At 64.5% G+C, this 17,978-nt stretch carries 18 protein-coding genes; 11 read left to right on the top strand and 7 right to left on the bottom strand.

All coding sequences use genetic code 11. The annotated features are described in order from the left end of the window. The first annotated feature begins 45 nt into the window (after window positions 1–45). Window positions 46–2,424, top strand: a complete 2,379-nt coding sequence (gene glyS / locus CK228_RS01490) for a glycine--tRNA ligase subunit beta (RefSeq protein ID WP_095771066.1) — start codon at window positions 46–48, stop codon at window positions 2,422–2,424. 83 nt (window positions 2,425–2,507) lie between these two features. Continuing rightward, complete coding sequence (locus tag CK228_RS01485; RefSeq protein ID WP_095786634.1) at window positions 2,508–2,768, top strand: ATPase; 261 nt, start codon at window positions 2,508–2,510, stop codon at window positions 2,766–2,768. Window positions 2,769–2,840: 72 nt separating this feature from the next. Here the strand turns inward: CK228_RS01485 and CK228_RS01480 are convergent, their stop codons facing one another. Both CK228_RS01480 and CK228_RS01475 read right to left on the bottom strand, forming a co-directional pair. Further along, window positions 2,841–3,230, bottom strand: a complete 390-nt coding sequence (locus tag CK228_RS01480) for a hypothetical protein (RefSeq protein WP_095771064.1) — start codon at window positions 3,228–3,230, stop codon at window positions 2,841–2,843. Window positions 3,231–3,412: 182 nt separating this feature from the next. Further along, the gene (locus CK228_RS01475) at window positions 3,413–3,853 is read right to left on the bottom strand and encodes a hypothetical protein (RefSeq protein WP_245437942.1); all 441 of its coding nucleotides are present in this window, start codon (window positions 3,851–3,853) and stop codon (window positions 3,413–3,415) included. Between the two features lie 162 nt (window positions 3,854–4,015). Here CK228_RS01475 and CK228_RS01470 point away from each other — a divergent pair, with 162 nt between their 5' ends. The 3 genes from CK228_RS01470 to CK228_RS01460 all read left to right on the top strand — a co-directional run bounded on the left by CK228_RS01470 (window position 4,016) and on the right by CK228_RS01460 (window position 7,181). Continuing rightward, the gene (locus CK228_RS01470; RefSeq protein ID WP_179295768.1) at window positions 4,016–4,990 is read left to right on the top strand and encodes an L-threonylcarbamoyladenylate synthase; all 975 of its coding nucleotides are present in this window, start codon (window positions 4,016–4,018) and stop codon (window positions 4,988–4,990) included. A 9-nt stretch (window positions 4,991–4,999) separates the two neighbouring features. Continuing rightward, window positions 5,000–6,430 carry an FAD-binding oxidoreductase gene (locus tag CK228_RS01465; RefSeq protein WP_095786631.1) on the top strand — a complete coding sequence of 477 codons (1,431 nt, stop codon included), beginning with the start codon at window positions 5,000–5,002 and terminating at the stop codon, window positions 6,428–6,430. 184 nt (window positions 6,431–6,614) lie between these two features. After that, window positions 6,615–7,181, top strand: a complete 567-nt coding sequence (locus CK228_RS01460; RefSeq protein ID WP_095771060.1) for a DUF6101 family protein — start codon at window positions 6,615–6,617, stop codon at window positions 7,179–7,181. Here CK228_RS01460 and ubiA read toward each other — a convergent pair. Beyond that, window positions 7,178–8,161 (bottom strand): 4-hydroxybenzoate octaprenyltransferase, encoded by a 984-nt coding sequence (gene ubiA / locus CK228_RS01455; protein WP_179295794.1) that lies wholly within the window; start codon window positions 8,159–8,161, stop codon window positions 7,178–7,180. The genes CK228_RS01460 and ubiA overlap by 4 nt on opposite strands. A gap of 68 nt (window positions 8,162–8,229) precedes the next feature. Then, entirely contained in the window at window positions 8,230–9,141 is a 912-nt protein-coding gene (locus CK228_RS01450; RefSeq protein ID WP_095786630.1) for a LysR family transcriptional regulator, read from the bottom strand. A gap of 90 nt (window positions 9,142–9,231) precedes the next feature. Between CK228_RS01450 and CK228_RS01445 the strand changes: the two genes are divergently transcribed. Then, a complete protein-coding gene (locus tag CK228_RS01445; protein WP_095786629.1) occupies window positions 9,232–10,053 on the top strand; it encodes a phytanoyl-CoA dioxygenase family protein in 822 nt (273 codons plus the stop codon). A 153-nt stretch (window positions 10,054–10,206) separates the two neighbouring features. After that, on the top strand, window positions 10,207–11,484 hold the full coding sequence (purD, locus tag CK228_RS01440; protein WP_095786628.1) for a phosphoribosylamine--glycine ligase: 1,278 nt from the start codon (window positions 10,207–10,209) through the stop codon (window positions 11,482–11,484). A 17-nt stretch (window positions 11,485–11,501) separates the two neighbouring features. Here the strand turns inward: purD and CK228_RS01435 are convergent, their stop codons facing one another. Beyond that, the gene (locus CK228_RS01435) at window positions 11,502–12,614 is read right to left on the bottom strand and encodes a glycoside hydrolase family 25 protein (RefSeq protein WP_095786627.1); all 1,113 of its coding nucleotides are present in this window, start codon (window positions 12,612–12,614) and stop codon (window positions 11,502–11,504) included. Between the two features lie 131 nt (window positions 12,615–12,745). Beyond that, entirely contained in the window at window positions 12,746–12,982 is a 237-nt protein-coding gene (locus tag CK228_RS01430) for a hypothetical protein (protein WP_064983566.1), read from the bottom strand. Window positions 12,983–13,195: 213 nt separating this feature from the next. Here CK228_RS01430 and CK228_RS01425 point away from each other — a divergent pair, with 213 nt between their 5' ends. Then, entirely contained in the window at window positions 13,196–14,965 is a 1,770-nt protein-coding gene (locus CK228_RS01425) for an acyl-CoA dehydrogenase (protein ID WP_095786626.1), read from the top strand. Between the two features lie 32 nt (window positions 14,966–14,997). Continuing rightward, a complete protein-coding gene (locus CK228_RS01420; RefSeq protein WP_095786625.1) occupies window positions 14,998–15,750 on the top strand; it encodes a crotonase/enoyl-CoA hydratase family protein in 753 nt (250 codons plus the stop codon). A 12-nt stretch (window positions 15,751–15,762) separates the two neighbouring features. Here CK228_RS01420 and pdxH read toward each other — a convergent pair whose 3' ends face one another. After that, the gene (gene pdxH / locus CK228_RS01415) at window positions 15,763–16,380 is read right to left on the bottom strand and encodes a pyridoxamine 5'-phosphate oxidase (protein WP_095786624.1); all 618 of its coding nucleotides are present in this window, start codon (window positions 16,378–16,380) and stop codon (window positions 15,763–15,765) included. 40 nt (window positions 16,381–16,420) lie between these two features. Here pdxH and CK228_RS01410 point away from each other — a divergent pair, with 40 nt between their 5' ends. Together CK228_RS01410 and CK228_RS01405 are read left to right on the top strand one after the other, a co-directional pair. Then, window positions 16,421–16,882 (top strand): RT0821/Lpp0805 family surface protein, encoded by a 462-nt coding sequence (locus CK228_RS01410; RefSeq protein ID WP_095771051.1) that lies wholly within the window; start codon window positions 16,421–16,423, stop codon window positions 16,880–16,882. Window positions 16,883–16,981: 99 nt separating this feature from the next. Beyond that, window positions 16,982–17,911 (top strand): DnaJ C-terminal domain-containing protein, encoded by a 930-nt coding sequence (locus CK228_RS01405; RefSeq protein ID WP_095771050.1) that lies wholly within the window; start codon window positions 16,982–16,984, stop codon window positions 17,909–17,911. The last annotated feature ends 67 nt before the right edge of the window (window positions 17,912–17,978 follow it).

Genomic DNA, 17,978 nt, shown 5'->3' with positions numbered 1-17,978 from the left:
TTGCTATGCCCCGCCCGGACCACTCTCCCGCATGAGCTGACCCCAATGCCTGACCTGCTTCTAGAACTTCGCTCCGAGGAAATCCCCGCGCGCATGCAGCGCAAGGCGGCGGGTGATCTCAAGAAGATGCTGACCGACGGTCTGGTCGAAGCCGGTCTGACCTATGAGGCGGCGCGCGAATACTGGACGCCGCGGCGCCTGACGCTCGACATCAGGGGCCTGACGGCGCGCTCGAAGGATATCCGCGAAGAGATCAAGGGACCATCGACGACGGCACCCGAGCAGGCGGTCCAGGGGTTCCTGCGCAAGGCAGGGCTGTCCTCGGTCGCCGAGGCGCATGTCCATTCCGACCCGAAGAAGGGCGACTTCTACGTCGCCCACATTTCGAAGCCGGGCAGGGCGGCCGAAGAGATCATCGCGGAACTGGTGCCGGGCATTATCCGCAATTTCCCCTGGCCGAAATCGATGCGCTGGGGACCGGCCTCGGCCAAGCCAGGCTCGCTGCGCTGGGTGCGGCCGCTGCAATCGATCCTGTGCACCTTCGGCCCGGAAACCGAGGAGCCTGTCGTGGTCGATTTCGAGATCGACGGCATCCGCTCCGGCAACGTCACATATGGCCACCGTTTCCTCGCCCCGGGCGAAATCACCGTGCGCCGCTTCGAGGATTATGTGAGCAAGCTGGAAGCGGCAAAGGTCGTGCTCGACGCCGACCGGCGCAAGGAGATCATCCTTGCCGACGCCCGCAACCTCGCTTTCGCCAACGGGCTCGACCTGGTCGAGGACGAAGGGCTGCTGGAGGAAGTGTCCGGTCTCGTCGAATGGCCTGTCGTGCTGATGGGCGAGTTCGAGCAGGATTTCCTCGCCATTCCGGCCGAAGTGATCCGGCTGACCATCCGCGCCAACCAGAAGTGCTTCGTCACGCGACCGCAAGGTGAAGGCGAGGCGCTGTCCAGCCGCTTCATTCTCACCGCCAACATCGAGGCCAGGGACGGCGGCAAGGAGATCGCCCACGGCAACGGCAAGGTGGTGCGCGCCCGCCTCTCCGATGCGCTTTATTTCTGGACCACGGACCAGGGCGATCTGCCGGACCTCGGACAACTCGAAGCCTCGGCGAAAAAGTTTGGCCTCGATCTGAAAAGGCCGCTCGACCAACGCATGGCCCGCCTCGACCATCTCGGCGTCACCTTCCACGCCAAGCTCGGCACCCAGGGCGAGCGGGTGGAGCGGATTGCCCAGCTGGCTGAAGACCTGGCACCGACCGTCAGTGCTGACCCGGCGCTCGCCGCACGCGCGGCGGTTCTCGCCAAGGCCGATCTCACCACTGAAGTCGTCGGCGAGTTCCCCGAATTGCAGGGCGCCATGGGCCGCAAATATGCGTTGCTCCAGGGCGAGCACCCATCCGTTGCAGCAGCCATCGAGGAACATTACAAGCCGCAGGGCCCGTCCGACTATGTGCCGAGCGACCCGGTGTCGGTCGCCGTCGCGCTTGCCGACAAGCTCGATACGCTGGTCGGCTTCTGGGCGATTGACGAAAAGCCGACGGGGTCGAAGGACCCCTACGCGCTGCGAAGGGCCGCGCTGGGCGTGGTGAGGATTGTCCTCGAAAACAAGATCAAGCTCGCCTTCAGTACCGCGATTGCCGCGACGGTCGCGGCCGCACTTGATGCCTATGAGAGCATGGGCGAAAGCGCTGAGAGCCGGGGCGCCGTGGCAATGCTGGATGCCCGGATTAAAGACTACAGGGGCGAGAGCCGACTGTTGCCGGAAGCGGGACTTATTGCCGACCTGGTGAGGAACGGCCTCGACAAGGCCATATCCGAAACATTCGAGGCCACCGATCCGGAGAGCGAATTCTTCGATGGGCAGCGTATGATGGAAATGCAGGCCTCCTTGGCTCCGTTTACCGCCGACCTCCTCGCCTTCTTCCACGACCGCCTCAAGGTCTACCTCCGCGACCAGGGCGCCCGCCACGATCTGATCGACGCCGTCATCACCCCGCAGTCCGACGATCTCCTGCAGATCGTTCGTCGTGTCGAGGCACTCGGCACCTTCCTCGACACCGAGGACGGCAAGAACCTGCTCGCCGGCACCAAGCGCGCGGCCAACATCCTGGCCGCCGAGGAGAAGAAGAAAACAGCTGTTGCCGAAACCGTTGAGCCGGCCTTGTTCAAGGAAAATGCCGAAAAATTGCTGTTTGTGGCGGTGAATCAGGCCGAGAAGCAAGCCGGCGAAGCGATTCAAAACGGAGACTTTTCCGCCGCCATGCTGGCGCTTAGCGCGTTACGCGAACCGGTTGATTCATTCTTTGAAGGTGTTCTCGTGAATGATGAAGACCTGGCGGTGCGAGCCAACCGTCTGGCGCTGCTCACGCGCATCCGCGCGGCCACCGGTCAGGTCGCGGATTTCTCGAAAATCGCCGGCTGAACGCTCAGGAAAAATATCTGCGAGCCGGCCGTTCGAGCCGGCTTACAGTCATATGACGATGATCTCTGCGTGGCAAAAGGGACATGTTCCCCAACCCAACGGAGGCTTCCAGGAATTCCGATCACGACATCGAAGTGACTGAAGAAACCTCGGCCGCCGCCGAGGCGCTTGAATCCGCTTCCGAAACCGCCCTCGATCATGCCGCTGCCACGGCGGTCGAAGCCGCCGATCACTCTGATGACGAGGATGGCGACGTAGAAGAAGGCGACGACGCCGAAGACGAAGAAGAATCCGAAGGCGGCGAGTCCGAAGAAGACGAGGACGACAAGGAAGAAGCGGCCTGAGATTTCAATCCGGCTCTGTCGAGAAGCGGGCGGCACATCGGCGCCGCCCTTTGTCATCTTCCCGGACGCTTGTCAGTTCTCCAGGATGCGGACGCGCACGCTGTCCTCGTAGACGTCGACCTGGATCAGCGGTTCTCCATTGACGATGGCGCGCTTGGTCGACGAACTCATCGCGCCGGGACGCTCCAGCATGCGCTGCAGGTCCGCGCGCTGGTCGTTGGTCCTGAACCAGGCATCACCCTCATCGTCGCTGTCGCGGCGATGGAATTTGTGCCAGTTGGCGCGGTCCTGCCGCACCATCTGCGCGGCGTTGTCCAGCGCATAGCCGTCGCTCGCCTGATGGTCCCGATCGGAAATACGCGCGACATAGGATCCCAGCATGTCATCGGCTTGCGCTGCACTGGCGCCCAGCAGCGATGCCAGCAGAAGTCCGGCCACGGTAACGATCTTGCATAGTCTCATGATCAACCCCCTTTGAAATAAAACCCGGCTGCCAGAGCCGCCCCTTTCCCTGAATCGCTCGACCAAATTCAGGCGGCGGCTTCGAGCGGCAAGATATGCCGGCACGAACTCGCGCGGCAATGGTGCGCAAGGCCCCATCAAGCTGTCAACGAGCTGGCCCAGTCCAGCAGTTTGCCGGCCGGCTACTTGACCTTGCCGACCTTGGAAGCGGGCGCCGATGCGGCTGCCGGTGCGGCCGGCTTCTTCTGCGTGCCCGACGCCGGAGCCGCCGAGGCGGTCGCCTGGGCCGGGGCAGGAGCCGCGGCGGTGGTGGCGGCCGGTGCCTTGGTTTGTGTCGGTGTCGAGAAATCGCCGCCGACGATGCCGCCGCGAATGATCATCGGGCTTGGCATGAAGCCGTGCTGTGCCTCGGGCGGGTTGGGGATCGCCGCCACCTTCTCATAGGTGACGTCGGGCTCGCCGAGTGCGACGACGGACACCACATCGCTTGCCTTGATATCGGCCGCCTTCAGGGTCAGGATGGAGGGCGTCGCGACCGGCGGGCCGGGAAAGACCAGGGACGAGGCCTGAACTCCGCTGGCCATCGTGGCCAGAGTTATTCCCAGCAGTACGCGCACAGACACTGATATAGCTCCCCTTTGCCCCGAAGCTGCTCAATAGCAGGCCAGAATTGATGCCGGCTTTCGCACAAACATAGCATTTTAGGGATTGATAAATCGCCAAGACCCTCTCTTGCCCAACAGCCGCCATCGTACTACGCAGCCGGCATCTGCGAGGTGACGAGAGTGGCTGAGATACTTGCCGTCGGCGAGGCGCTGGAGCGGGCGCTGGCTTTGCTTCAGGGCGGCGACGTCGTCGCCATTCCGACGGAAACCGTCTACGGGCTTGCCGGCGATGCCACCAACGGCATCGGCGTGGCGCGCATCTTCGAGGCCAAGGGGCGGCCGCGCTTCAATCCGCTGATCGCCCATGTCGCCGACATGGCCATGGCCGAGCGCATCGCCGTGTTCGATCCGCTGTCGAAGAAACTCGCACAGGCCTTCTGGCCGGGTCCGCTGACGCTGGTGCTGTCGCAGCGGCCCGGCAACGGCATCCATCCACTGGTCACAGCCGGGCTCGACACGATCGCCTTGCGCATGCCGAGGGGCTTTGGCGGCGACCTCATCGCAAAGCTCGGCCGGCCGCTGGCCGCGCCCAGCGCCAATTCCTCCGGCAAGATCAGCGCGACGACGGCGCAAGCGGTGGCGGCCGATCTCGGCGCCCGCATCAAGCTGGTGGTCGATGGCGGCGCGACGCCGGTCGGACTGGAATCGACCATCGTCAAGGCCGAAGGGGCAGGAGTGCGCCTGCTCCGGCCTGGCGGCATCGCCGCCGGGGAGATCGAGGCGGCCATCGGCATGGAACTGTTGCGCGGCGGTGCAGTCGGCGTCGAGGCGCCAGGCATGCTTGCCTCGCACTATGCGCCGGGTGCTGAGATGCGGCTCAATGCCGGAATGGTTGGCGAGGGCGAGGCGCTGCTGGCCTTCGGCGGCCAGCGAGCCGAAGGCTGGCGCAATGCAGCCGCGTTCCTCAACCTGTCCGTATCGGGTGACCTGCGCGAAGCGGCGAGCAATCTTTTTGCCTATATGCAGGAACTCGATCGCAGCGGCGCACGCACCATCGCTGTCGAGAAGATTCCCGTTGATGGTCTTGGCGAGGCCATCAATGACCGGCTCGCTCGTGCTGCCGCCCCTCGTGACAATGCACAGCCCACAACATAGTTTTGCCGCATGACCGAAATCGCAAAGACACTCGATCCCGCCCTCATCGACCGCTTTGCAGCGATCGTGGGTGACAAATACGCGCTGCGCGACGAGCAGGACATTGCGCCTTATCTCGTCGAGCGGCGCGGGCTCTGGCATGGCGCGACGTCGCTGGTGCTGCGGCCGGGTGGCGTCGACGAGGTCAGCCGCATCATGCGGCTGGCGACCGAGACGGCAACGCCGATCGTGCCGCAAAGCGGCAACACCGGGCTGGTCGGCGCCCAGGTGCCGGACAAATCCGGTCGCGAGATCATCCTGTCCTTGTCGCGGCTGAACCGCATCCGCGAGATCGACGTCCTGTCCAACACGGTGACGGCGGAGGCCGGCGTCATCCTGCAGACGCTGCAGGAGGCGGCCGATGCCGCCGACCGGCTGTTTCCGCTGTCGCTCGCCGCGCAAGGCTCCTGCCAGATCGGCGGCAATCTTTCTTCCAATGCCGGTGGCACCGGCGTGCTGGCCTACGGCAATGCCCGCGAACTCTGTCTCGGCGTCGAAGTGGTACTGCCGACGGGCGAGGTCTTCGACGATCTGCGCAAGCTGAAGAAGGACAATACTGGCTACGATTTGAAGGACCTGTTCGTCGGTGCTGAAGGCACGCTCGGCGTCATCACCGCCGCCGTGCTGAAGCTGTTCCCGAAGCCGAAGGGGCGTGAGGTCGCATTCGCCGGCCTGTCGTCGCCCGAGGCGGCGCTATCTTTGTTCAGCCTGGCGATGGACCGCGCCGGCGCTTCGCTCACCGCCTTCGAATTGATCGGCAAGAGGCCCTACGATTTCACGCTCAGGCATGGTCAAGGTATCGTGCGGCCGCTGGCCGACGACTGGCCCTGGTATGTCTTGATGCAGGTTTCCTCCGGCCGCTCGGAAGCCGATGGCCGGGCGCTGATCGAGGAGGTGCTGGCGGATGGCCTCGAGCAAGGCATCGTTGGCGATGCGGTGGTCGCGGCCAGCCTTGCCCAGGGCGACGCTTTCTGGAATTTCCGCGAGACGCTGCCCGAATGCCAGAAGCCGGAGGGCGCCTCGATCAAGCACGATATTTCGGTGCCGATCGCATCGATCCCACGCTTCATCGCAGAGGCCGCCGGCGCGGTGGCGTCGGTCAGTGCCGGCGCCCGCGTGGTCTGCTTCGGCCATATGGGCGACGGCAACCTCCACTATAACATCTCGCGGCCCGTCGATGGCGACGATGAGGCGTTTCTCGCCCTCTACCATCCCATGAACAAGGCCGTGCACGATGTCGTGCGCGCCTTCCACGGTTCGATCTCGGCCGAGCACGGCATCGGCCAGTTGAAGCGCGACGAACTGATCGCCACGGCACCGCCGATGGCCATCGATCTGATGCGCCGGGTGAAAGCCGCCTTCGATCCGGCCGGCATCATGAATCCCGGTAAGGTTATCTGATCCTTTCAACATCTAGTGGCCGGTGGCATTCCGATAACCATCCCTGAGATCAGCAAAATTTAACCGACTTTCTTAAGCGCGGCGGTAAGGAGCCCGCGCTACTGTTTCCCCATAACGAGGCCGGGAAAACTGGCCCGGAGAGAACCGGACACCGGCTCTCAGGAGACAGACAGGAAGGCACTCTATGAACACCGGACTGAAGCCAGTCTGGGCGGGACGCAACATGCGCCTCGACCCATTCCGACTGCCCCAGATGGTCAGCTACGCCACCCGCGACGATTATGGCGACGTGACGTTCACCATCGACCACCGTGGCGCCGTGATCCGCCGCATGCTCGAGATGAGCGGCGTGCCGGCGATCATCGCCCTGCCGGCCAATGCGTTCCGCGGCGTTGCCGCCCGCGCGATGGAGGATCCGGAAGGCAACGTCACGGTGACCTTGGAACTCCTGCACAATGATCCGATGCTGTCGGTGCCCCTGCTGGTCGCCGACGATCTCGACGATGTCGCCGCCGACTGGCGCGCCTGGGCCGATGCCTACCGCCTGCCTATGCTGCTGATCGAATCGGACGGCGTCGCCCGCACCCTGGAGGAATCGCTCGGCGCCGCCATCAAGACGCTGCCGCCGCAGGATCGCCGCAAGGGTCGCGTTTCCAACACGCGCCGCCCTCGCTTCCTTGCCCGCCGCAGAGCCGGCAACCTCGGTCTCAGGCTGGTCATCGGCGGCCAGGAGATCATTTCACGCGACTAAACCAGCGGCTTCAGCGCCACCCACAATGCGCCGCCGATCAGGCCGAGGAAGATCAGCCAGCCGACCTGGTTGTTCGACCGGAACAGCCGCAGGCATTGGTCCGGATCGTTGATGTCCAGAACCGCGATCTGCCGCGCCATATGGGCGCCGGCGGCGATCAGTCCGGCGAGCGCCACCACGGGCGCCTGCGCCGAGGCGAAGGCGATGGCGAAGCAGACCAGTGTGCCGCCGTAAAGTCCGGCCAGCCACGATTTTGTGTTGTCGCCGAACAGGCGCGCCGTCGAGCGCACGCCGACAATGGCATCGTCTTCCTTGTCCTGGTGCGCATAGATCGTGTCGTAGCCGATCACCCACAGGATCGAGCCGATATAGAGCATGATCGCGGGGCCATCGAGATCACCGAACTCGACCGCCCATCCCATCAGCGCGCCCCAGGAAAAGGCAAGGCCGAGAAACAATTGCGGCCAGTTGGTTATCCGCTTCATGAATGGATAGATGGCGACGATCACCAGCGAGCAGATGCCGAGCAGAATGGCGAAGCTGTTGAACTGCAGGAGCACGACAAGGCCGACCAGGGCCTGCAGCACGAGAAACAGCCAGGCCCGCCGGCGCGTGGTCTGACCCGATGGCAGCGGACGCGAGCGGGTGCGTTCGACCTGGTTGTCGATGTTCTCGTCGACGATGTCGTTATAGGTGCAGCCGGCGCCGCGCATGGCGATGGCGCCGACCAGGAACAGCACGAGGTACAACGGCGCCGGCAGCAGTGAGAGCAGCGGGTCGCCGGGGCGCGGATAGGCGCTTGCCGCGAGCGCCGCCGACCACCAGCATGGCCACAAAAGCAATTGCCAACCGATCGGCCTGTCCCATCGCGCAAGCTGCGCATAGGGCCAAACCGCGCGCGGCAGCACGCGATAGACCCAATGGCCGTTCGGCGCATCGGCAACACGGCCCTGGGCCGCTTTCGACTGGATAGGTTCCATGTCCATGGAGTGGCAGCAGCCGCGGAAACCGTCAAGCGTCAAGCGGATGAGCAGCGACCGTCAGCCTGTCAGGAGGTGAAGATGTCGCGCGTGGAAAACCAGTCTTTCGCCGTCTCGACGAATGCCAGTGCCGCATGCGACACGCGTTGATGCGTGTCATAGGTGAGGATGATGCGTTGCATCGGCAGCGGATCCGACAGCGGCTTGCAGATCAGGGGCAGTCCATCATAGCTGCGGTCGCCATGCGGGCGGGTGTAGCTGACGGCGACGCCAAATCCGTTCGCCACCATGCTGCGCTGGAGTTCGAACGAGCTTGTCGCCCTGTCGGCCACCGGCGAGAGGCCACGGCCACGGAACAGGTCGAGCATGTGCTGCCAGCTGTGCGGCTGGTCCGTCGTGATCAGCGGATAGGCCGCCAGATCCGCCAGGCTGACCTCGGGATAGTCCACCAGCGCATGACCTGCCGGCAGCAATGCGTGCGGCCGCAGCTCGTGCAGCAGGATGCGGGCGAAATGCGCGGGCAGGCCAAGGTCGTAGCTGAGGCCGAGATCGATGGCGGCATCCGCCAGACGCCGCCCGAGCGTTTCGAACGTTTCGTCGCGAACGATCACCGTGACGTTTGGATGGCGTTCGGAAAAGGCGCGGATCAGACCTGGCGCGAAATAGGGCGCCAGATCCTCGAAACATCCAAGCACCAGCTCGCCGCCGATGGCGGAATTGCCCGAACCCAGACTCATGAGTTCGTCGGTCTCGGCAAGAACCTGTTTTGCCTTGGCCACGACGACGCGGCCGAAGGAGGTCAGCGAAACGCCGCTGCCGCGCTGGCGCACGAACAGTTTCTGGCCAAAATCCTTCTCGACCGCGTCGATCGCCACCGAAATCGAGGGCTGGGAAATGTTCAGTGCTCTGGCCGCCCCGGTGACGCTGCCGAGGCGGGCGACAGCGACCAGATAACGCAATTGGGTGAGGCTGAGGCCCATAGTCTTGTTCTATGTGTCAGATGAGAAGTTATTATTTTACTGAATGAATCCGGGTTGCGATAGTCGTCCCGATCCTGAAAGGAGGACACCATGGCTTCCCAGACTGCTGCCCGCGCCATCGACTGCGGCCTGATCGATGCGGAGACGATTGCCGACTACCAGCGTGACGGCGCGGTTTGCATCCGCGGCGCTTTCAAAGGCTGGGTCGACACGATTGCCGCAGGCATCGAGCGCAACATGCAGAACCGCAGCGCCACCGCGTCCGACATCGCCAATGGCCGCGGCAGCTTCTTCGACGATTACTGCAACTGGGAGCGCATCCCCGAATTCGTCGAGCTGGTGCGGAAATCGCCGGCCGCCGAACTGGCGGCGGCGGTGATGCGGTCGCGCACCGCGCAGTTCTTCCACGATCACGTTCTGGTCAAGGAACCCGGCACGCAGAAGCCGACACCCTGGCACCAGGACATCCCCTATTATTTCGTCGATGGCCGGCAGACGGTGAGCTTCTGGATCCCCATCGACCCGGTGAAGGAGGCGACGCTGCGCCTGATCGCCGGCTCGCACAAATGGGACAAGATGATCCTGCCGGTGCGCTGGCTCGACGACAGCAATTTCTATGCCGGCGAGGGCGACTACCTGCCGGTGCCCGATCCCGACAACGACCCGTCGATGAAGGTGCTCGAATGGAAGATGGAGCCGGGCGACGCCATTCTGTTCGACTTCCGCACCGCGCATGGCGCGCGCGGCAATTTGACCTCGGCGCGGCGCCGGGCGCTGTCGCTGCGCTGGGTCGGCGACGATGCCCATTATGTCGAGCGGCCGGGCCGTACTTCGCCGCCCTATCACGGCCACGGCATGCAGCCCGGCCAGAAATTGCGCGAGGACTGGTTCCCGGTGCTCTTTCCCGGCTGAAGCGGGCCAGAATAGGGGCGCCGGAATTCGCCGCCCATATTCGGCTGGGATAACGTTCCCGTGCGCAATTCGGATCAAAACACCCTGATGCCTTGACCCGTCGCCCGGAGAGCAATAGCGGGTGCTCTCCAGGGTTTGCATCGAGAGGTGGCCATGAACGTTCTTCTTCTGGGCTCCGGCGGCCGCGAACACGCGCTTGCCTGGAAGATTGCCGCCTCGCCGCTGCTGACCAAGCTCTACGCGGCCCCCGGCAATCCGGGCATCGGTGCTGAGGCTGAACTGGTGAAGCTTGACATCACCGACCACGCCGCCGTGACCGCCTACTGCCGGGAGAAGAAAATCGACCTCGTCGTCGTCGGACCGGAAGGGCCGCTTGTCGCCGGTATCGCTGACGATTTGCGCGCCGAAAACATCCGCGTCTTCGGGCCTTCGAAGGCCGCCGCGCGGTTGGAAGGCTCTAAGGGTTTCACCAAGGACCTCTGCGCCCGATACGATATCCCCACCGCCGCCTATGGCCGTTTCAACGATCTGGCCTCGGCCAAGGCCTATGTCGAAAAGACCGGTGCGCCGATCGTCATCAAGGCCGATGGGCTCGCCGCCGGCAAGGGCGTCACCGTCGCCATGACGCTGGACGAGGCACGGGCGGCGCTCGATGCCTGCTTTGAAGGCTCCTTCGGTGCCGCCGGCGCGGAGGTGGTGATCGAGGAATTCATGACCGGCGAGGAGGCGAGCTTCTTCTGCCTCTGCGACGGAACCACTGCACTTCCTTTCGGCACGGCACAGGACCACAAGCGTGTCGGCGACGGCGATGTCGGCCCCAACACCGGCGGCATGGGCGCCTATTCGCCGGCGCCGGTGATGACGCCTGAGATGGTCGAACGCACCATGCGCGAGATCATCGAGCCGACCATGCGCGGCATGGCCGAGCTTGGCGCGCCCTTCGCCGGCATTCTCTTTGCCGGGCTGATGATCACCGACAAGGGACCGAAGCTGATCGAATACAACACCCGCTTCGGCGATCCCGAGTGTCAGGTGCTGATGATGCGGCTGAAGGACGACCTTCTGGTGCTGCTCAATGCCGCCGTCGACGGTCAGCTGGCGCACACGTCCATACGCTGGCGCGATGAGACGGCACTCACCGTGGTGATGGCGGCGCGGGGTTATCCCGGCACGCCGGAAAAGGGGTCGGTCATCCGCGGCGTCGAGCAGGCGGCGGGCGAAGGCGTCCAGATCTTCCACGCCGGCACCGCCATCAATGGCGGCGCGCTGGTCGCCAATGGCGGCCGCGTCCTCAATGTCACCGCGACCGGCGCCACGGTCGGCGAGGCGCAGGCGCGAGCCTATGCCGCGCTCGGCCGGATCGACTGGCCGGACGGATTCTGCCGTCGCGACATCGGCTGGCAGGCCGTGGCGCGCGAGCGGGCGAGCTGAGATTTGGGAGCGGCGGCCTACGGCTGGCCGCGATCGATTTCGGTCGAACCGGTGCTGACCGGGTCGGCCGCGGCAAGGGCGGCGTCCAACTGCTCGGCTGGGCGTTGCCCGGTCCGCTTCCAGGCGACATATTGAACGATGCCGAAGCCCTGCCTTTGCGGCACCGTCTTCACCACCGGCATGCGGAACCCGTCGCGGAATTTGGACCAGCGCGAACCGAGCACCGCGACCATTTCCTCGAAGGTCGGCGGCGTTGCCACATCCGCATAGATGAGGGTGGTCTTGCCGGCGAGCGCTGCTTGGCGCGAGAGCGGCACCGGCACGCTGGCAAGGTAGTCGGATGGCACGTCGATGAGCCCGCCAAAGGGCCATTGCTGGCGCAGCGTGGCGGCATCCGCCGGCACGACGTTGACGTCGATATTATCGGGCGTGCCGGCCACCCTGTAGGGGCAGCGGAAGCGGCCGCAATTGGCTTGCGCGGAAAATTGCCAGAGCGCGTAGCCTTGCCAGTTGCCCATCGGGAAATGCACGTCGATATCAGGCTTGTAGCGTGCGTACCAAAGCGGCAGCCGCGACAAGAGCCGGTATTTGTAGCGGTTGTCGGCGATGTACTGCGCGGTCTTGCCGTTGGTGTAGAGCACCGGGAAGCGGCCGATGCGCCGATGCACCTGGCGCACGAACTCCTCGGCATCGTCGAGCGACATCCATTGCGAGGGATCGATGCCCTCGATGTCGAGCGCCATGAGATCGTCCGGCGCGGGATCGGCGAAATCGAGGAAATTATTGGCCTGCTCGACCGGGTTGCCAGGTCGGGCGAGGTGATAGGCGCCCCATTTCATGCCGAGTGCCTTGGCGACGACCCGTCGCGTCTGAAACAGTTCGCGCGTCACCGCATGGCGCTTCCACAGCGCCTTGCACAGCTTCACGTCGGCGTCGCTGCCGAAACAGAAATAGGGCGGCGGCATGCCGTCGGAGGCCTTGTTGATGAAGGCGACGATGCGCTTGTCGGTGGCGAGCTGCGCCCAGTCGATCGAATTGTACTCGTAGGCGTCGACGACCAGCGCGCGGTCGGCGTTCTTCCACGGCTCGGAGAAATCCGAGGCCTTTGCCGCCGATATCAGCGCCATCATCGCCGCAAGAGCGATCGCTGAGCGGCGAAGAAGGTGCGCCGGCGTTTTCAAACAGGGGATCCCCGTTGATCAAACACCGATGGTGAACCGCTATGGTTAAGGAATGCTTCTCGAAGCAGGGCCGTGGGGAGCTAGCGCCGGCTGAACGGCTGGAATTCAAATGGATCGGGCGCGGGCTCCTGCTGCAGCGTGCCTTCGGCGGCGCGCTTGCGGTGGTGGGCAAGAGAACATTGCGGCGAGCACAATATGCCGCGATCCGACCAGTAGGCGGCGCCATGCTCCAACTGGCCGCCATGATGCCAGAACCCCGTTGCGCGATAGGGCAAGCCACATTCGATGCAGCGATAGGCGTCGGGTCTGGCGAGCATGGGCTTGTTCCGGTCGGCTGCTTCTGGTCCGTCGCCGGTCGGCTTGATGCGGCGCCTATTGAATTTAATACGGGCCGGCGCGATTGCAAAATCCGCGTGACAAAGTTTGACGTTTACGTAAAAGAAATGGGGAGACCGCCCAAAGGCGGATGGTTTTGCGGCCGCGCCGGCTCTAGGGTTGGCGAGGCTGGTGCATCAGGAGGATCGAGCGGCATGTATCGGGCACCGGTCGAGGATATCGCGTTCACGCTGAAGCATGTTGCCGGCATGAAATCCGCCCTCGACGCCGGTAGGTTCGGCGATCTCGGCGAGGACCTGGTCGACGCCGTCCTTGGCGAGGCCGGCCGTTTCGCCACAGAGGAGGTGGCACCGCTCTACAAGATCGGAGACGAGCAGGGTGCGGTGCTCAAGGATGCCGCCGTCACCATGCCGCCCGGCTGGAAGGAGCTTTATCGCCGCTGGATCGATGGCGGCTGGAACGCGCTGTCGGGGCCTGAAGACCATGGCGGCCAGGCGCTGCCCACCATGCTGGGCGTCGCGGCGCTCGAAATGTGGAACTCCGCCGCCATGGCCTTCGGCATCGGCCCGACGCTGACCATGGGCGCGGTCGAAGCGCTCGACAAGCACGCTTCCGAAGCGCTCAAGGCGACGTATCTCGCCAAGCTCGTGTCGGGCGAATGGATGGGCACGATGAACCTGACCGAGCCGCAGGCCGGCTCCGATCTCGCCGCCTTGCGCTCCCGCGCCGAGCCCGCCGGCGACGGCACCTACCGCATCTTCGGCCAGAAGATCTTCATCACCTATGGCGAGCACGATTTCACCGACAACATCATCCATCTGGTGCTGGCACGGTTGCCGGACGCGCCCGCCGGCACGCGCGGCATCTCGCTGTTCCTGGTGCCGAAATTTTTCGTCAACGACGATGGCTCGCTCGGCGCCCGCAACGACGTCTTCTGTTCCGGCCTCGAGCACAAGCTCGGCATCCATGCTTCGCCGACCTGCACCATGATTTATGGCGACGGTTTCCAGGGCGCCAGACCCGGCGCCGTCGGCTGGCTGATCGGCGAGGAGAACAAGGGTCTCGCCTGCATGTTCACCATGATGAACAATGCCCGCCTGGCCGTCGGCATGCAGGGTGTCGCGGTCGCGGAAGCCGCCACCCAGAAGGCGATCGCATACGCCAATGAGCGCCGCCAGGGCAAGGCGGCGGATTATGCCGGCGCCGGCATGGCGCCGATCGTCCATCACCCCGACGTGCAACGCAATCTCCTGACCATGAAGGCGCTGACGCAGACGGCGCGGGCGATCAGCTATTCCTGCGCCCACGCCATCGACATGGCGCGGGTCTCGGATGGCGATCAGGCGTCACACTGGCGCGACCGCGCCAATCTTTTGACACCGCTTGCCAAGGCGTTTTCGACCGATGTCGGCGTCGAAGTTGCTTCGCTCGGCGTGCAGGTGCATGGCGGCATGGGCTTCATCGAGGAAACCGGTGCTGCAGCCTTCTACCGCGACGCCCGCATCGCGCCGATCTACGAGGGTACCAACGGCATCCAGGCGATCGATCTGGTCACCCGCAAGCTGCCGCTCGGCGGCGGCGAACACGTGCATGGCTTCATCGGCGAACTGGCCGCCGTCGCCAATGCCGTGCGTACTTCCAACCTGCAGGGTTTCGGCCGAACAGCCGATGCGCTCGACGCAGCCCTTGGCGACCTGACGCAAGCGACGCGCTTCCTGCAGAAACTGTCGGCCGACGGCCGGTCAGACGAGGCGCTGGCGGGAGCGACGCCGTATCTCAGGCTGATCTCGCTTGCCGCTGGCGGCGCCTATCTGGCGCGCGGCGCGCTTGCCGATCAGGACCGCATCGCCCTGTGCCGCTTCTTCGCCGAAAACCTGCTCGGCGAGGCACACGCCTTGAAGGAACGCGTCATCGACGGCGCGGAGAGCCTCGCTGCCGCCGGCAAGGCGCTGATATCAGCTTGAATTCTCATAGCGCTCCATCAGGGAAGAAGACCGTGACAGACCATATCCTCGTCGAGCGCCAGGGCGCCATCCAGATCATCCGCATGAACCGTCCGGACAAGAAGAACGCGCTGACGCGTGCCATGTACGCAAAGATGTCGGCGGCGCTTGCCGAAGGCGATGCCGATCCGGCGATCCGCGTCCATGTCTTCCTCGGCGTGCCCGGTGCCTTCTCCTCCGGCAACGATCTTGCCGATTTCATGGTTGTCGCCACCGGCGGTGACGGCGGCACGGAAGTCTGGGATTTCCTGATGGCGCTGGCCAGGGTCGAAAAACCCATCGTCTCCGGGGTCGACGGCATCGCGGTCGGCATCGGTACGACGATCAACCTGCATTGCGACCTGACCTTCGCCACGCCGCGCACCGTGTTCAGGACGCCTTTCGTCGATCTTGGCCTGGTGCCCGAGGCCGGCTCCAGTCTGCTGGCGCCGCGCATCCTGGGTCAACAAGGCGCCTTCGCGCTGCTCGGCCTTGGCGAAGGTTTTTCCGCCGAGCGCGCGAAGGCCTCCGGCCTGATCTACGACGTGGTCGAGGAGGGCGCGCTGGAGGCCTCGGTGCTGGCGGCCGCCGGCCAGATCGCCGCCAAGCCACCGCAGGCGCTGAAGATCGCGCGCGACCTCATGCGTGGCTCGCGCGACGATCTCGTCGCCCGCATCGGCGAGGAAAGCCAGCATTTTCGCGAGCGGCTGAAGTCGGACGAGGCCCGCGCCGCGCTCACCGCGTTCATGACCAGGAAGAAGAGCTGAGGCCTTGCCCTCTCAGGGATAAAGCCGCGTCTTGTCCCAATCGCCTTTGGCATTGCGGGTAAAGACCACCCGGTCATGCAGCCGGAACGGACGGTCGTGCCAGAACTCGATCGTCTTCGGCACGATGCGGAAACCCGACCAGTGCTTCGGGCGCGGAATCTCGCCGATGGCGTAGCGCGCCGTGTATTCGGCGACAGCTTTCTCCAGCGCGAAGCGGCTTTCCAGCGGCCGTGACTGCTTCGACGCCCAGGCGCCGATGCGGCTGCCGCGTGGGCGCGTCGCGTAATAGGCGTCGGCCTCGGCATCGCTGACGATCTCCACCGGGCCGCGAATGCGCACCTGCCGGCGCAGCGATTTCCAATGGAAACACATCGCCGCCTTCATGCTACCTAGAATCTCCTGGCCCTTCGCGCTCTCGAAATTCGTGTAGAAAACAAAGCCGCCTTCATCGAACCCCTTCAGCAGCACCATCCGCACATCCGGCATGCCTTCGGAATCGACGGTCGCCAGCGCCACGCCGTTGGCATCGTTGATTTCGTTCTTGGTGGCGTCGTCCAGCCATGCGGCAAAGAGGCGAAATGGCTCGGCCGCTTCGGTAAAGTCACTGGTTGTTAACTCTATGTCGCTCATAGTTTTTCTCAAATTGTCACGAAATCAGGGAGGTTGCCGATTGTCGCGCATCGCGCAAGCTTTTGACAGCAGGCAATGGGGCGTTATCGCTTCGGCCAGCGCGAAAGCGGCGATCGTGGCGGCGGCCTTGCCGCTTGCCGCCTGCGGCGCGGGTGGCTTCAGCCTGGAAAAGGCCGAAGTCGACCGCTCGATCCTGACCAGCAGCACGCAGGCTTCACCGGCGCCTGCCGATTCGGATCGCGACTCCGACCAGACGACGATCGGCAATGCGGTGTCCTCCGCCGACATCGAACAGCTCGGCGGCCAGGCCGTGCCGTGGGCCAATGCCGGCACCGGCTCGCGCGGCTCCATCACCGAACTGGCGGAATTGAAGGACAGGGGCCAGACCTGCCGCCGCTTCAAGGCCTCGCGCGAAAGCTTTGACGGCGTTGCCATGTTCGAAGGCGAACTCTGCCTGGCCAGTGCCGGCGGCTGGCGCATGCAGGGCTTCAAGGCGCTCTGATTTCCGCTTTCAATATGGCCATCAGCTACTGGAATTTCTTCCTATCCGAGCGCATATAGGAGGCAAGTATGGACTCAACTCATTTCCAGGGCAGGAAGCATGCGCGACCCGTATGAGGTCCTGGGCGTTGCAAAGAACGCATCGGCCAAGGACATAAAATCGGCGTACCGGAAACTCGCCAAGAAACATCATCCGGACCAGAATCCGAATGATCCCAAGGCGAAGGACCGTTTTGCCGCGGCCAATCAGGCCTATGAGATCGTCGGCGACGAGAAGAATCGTGCTGCTTTCGATCGCGGCGAGATCGACGCCGACGGCAAGCCGCGCTTCCAGGGCTTTGAGGGCGCCGCCGGTGGCGGCGATCCCTTTGCCGGGTTTCGCCGCCAGCAAGGCGCCGGCGGTTCGCGATTCGAATTCCGTTCGGGGCGCCCGGGCGGGGATCCGTTCGACGGCAACAGCGATATTTTCAGCCAGATCTTCGGCGACGCCTTTTCCGGCGCGCGCGGTGCCGGCATGGGCGACCGCCGCCAGCCCGCGACGGCGGCTGATTTGAACGTCACGCTCGACGTCACCATCGAGGAAGCGGCGACCGCCGAAAAGGTGACGGCGATGTTCCCGGATGGCCGCAAGGTGGCGGTTAAACTGCCGGCCTTTGTCGAGGATGGCCAGACCATCCGGCTGAAGGGACAGGGCGAGCAGGGACCGGGCCAGCCCGGCGACGCGCTGGTCAAGATCCATATCCGCCGGCATCCGCGCTACCGCATCGAGGGCCGCGACCTGCATGCCGATCTGCCGGTGTCGCTGGCGGATGCGGTGCTGGGCGCCAAGGTGCCGGTCGAGACGCCGACAGGCAGGCTGGCGGTCAACGTTCCCGCCTGGTCGAGCTCGGACAAGGTCCTGCGGCTCAAGGGCAGGGGCCTGCCGGAAAAGGCCGGCGGCCATGGCGACCTCTACGCGCATGTCCGCATCATGCTGCCGGAAGGCGGCGACGGCGCGCTCGAAGCGTTGCTACGTGGTCAAAAAGGCTGATCCATCGCTCTTGTCCCCCGAACTGTCCGGTTTGAGCGCTTGAAGGGGCTGTGTGCCTGTGCGATAG

Origin of the sequence: Mesorhizobium sp. WSM4312 (assembly GCF_002294875.1) — a bacterium.
GTDB lineage: Bacteria > Pseudomonadota > Alphaproteobacteria > Rhizobiales > Rhizobiaceae > Mesorhizobium.
Note: the sequence above shows the minus strand (reverse complement) of the source record. Positions and strands in the feature narration are given on the sequence as shown.

Bases quoted from the DNA above. Each gene is read 5' to 3' on its own strand.
- glyS (WP_095771066.1), top strand. From the start codon at position 46: ATGCCTGACCTGCTTCTAGAACTTCGCTCCGAGGAAATCCCCGCGCGC.
- CK228_RS01485 (WP_095786634.1), top strand. From the start codon at position 2,508: ATGTTCCCCAACCCAACGGAGGCTTCCAGGAATTCCGATCACGACATC.
- CK228_RS01480 (WP_095771064.1), bottom strand. From the start codon at position 3,230: ATGAGACTATGCAAGATCGTTACCGTGGCCGGACTTCTGCTGGCATCG.
- CK228_RS01465 (WP_095786631.1), top strand. From the start codon at position 5,000: ATGACCGAAATCGCAAAGACACTCGATCCCGCCCTCATCGACCGCTTT.
- CK228_RS01460 (WP_095771060.1), top strand. From the start codon at position 6,615: ATGAACACCGGACTGAAGCCAGTCTGGGCGGGACGCAACATGCGCCTC.
- ubiA (WP_179295794.1), bottom strand. From the start codon at position 8,161: ATGGAACCTATCCAGTCGAAAGCGGCCCAGGGCCGTGTTGCCGATGCG.
- CK228_RS01450 (WP_095786630.1), bottom strand. From the start codon at position 9,141: ATGGGCCTCAGCCTCACCCAATTGCGTTATCTGGTCGCTGTCGCCCGC.
- CK228_RS01445 (WP_095786629.1), top strand. From the start codon at position 9,232: ATGGCTTCCCAGACTGCTGCCCGCGCCATCGACTGCGGCCTGATCGAT.
- purD (WP_095786628.1), top strand. From the start codon at position 10,207: ATGAACGTTCTTCTTCTGGGCTCCGGCGGCCGCGAACACGCGCTTGCC.
- CK228_RS01435 (WP_095786627.1), bottom strand. From the start codon at position 12,614: ATGATGGCGCTGATATCGGCGGCAAAGGCCTCGGATTTCTCCGAGCCG.
- CK228_RS01430 (WP_064983566.1), bottom strand. From the start codon at position 12,982: ATGCTCGCCAGACCCGACGCCTATCGCTGCATCGAATGTGGCTTGCCC.
- CK228_RS01425 (WP_095786626.1), top strand. From the start codon at position 13,196: ATGTATCGGGCACCGGTCGAGGATATCGCGTTCACGCTGAAGCATGTT.
- pdxH (WP_095786624.1), bottom strand. From the start codon at position 16,380: ATGAGCGACATAGAGTTAACAACCAGTGACTTTACCGAAGCGGCCGAG.
- CK228_RS01405 (WP_095771050.1), top strand. From the start codon at position 16,982: ATGCGCGACCCGTATGAGGTCCTGGGCGTTGCAAAGAACGCATCGGCC.